Consider the following 424-nt stretch of genomic DNA (forward strand, 5'->3'; position numbering starts at 1 on the left):
GGCAAGGTGCCGATGCCCCGCGCTGATGTACTCGTCACAGTCCCGGTGTTCTCACTGCTCGGCCTCACCGACGAACCAGCAGTCCTTGACGGCTACGGCCCCATCCCCGCCTCGATGGCCAGGAACCTCGTCGCCGGCGGCGCCGACTCCTTCTACCGCGTACTGGTCGACCCGCGGGACGGGGCGCCACTGGACATCGGCCGCACCAGCTACCGGCTCACCAAAGCCATGAAACAAGCACTGCGCCTCAGGGACGGCAAATGCACCTTCCCCGGCTGCAGCAACCACTCCCTCGACAACGAAACCGACCACCTCACAGCCTGGGCCAAGGGCGGAACCACCGGGATCAGCAACCTCGCACAACTCTGCCCCAAACACCACCGCCTCAAACACCACACCCGCTGGAGACCAACACCAGCCACCA

General features: G+C 65.6%; 1 protein-coding gene. It reads left to right on the plus strand.

The window, feature by feature from the left end:
* The coding region (locus tag FDW84_RS19005) for an HNH endonuclease signature motif containing protein (protein ID WP_138611034.1) at window positions 1-424 on the plus strand (424 nt) is incomplete at both ends.

This window comes from Pseudarthrobacter sp. NamE5 (assembly GCF_005796225.1).
Lineage (GTDB): Bacteria > Actinomycetota > Actinomycetes > Actinomycetales > Micrococcaceae > Arthrobacter.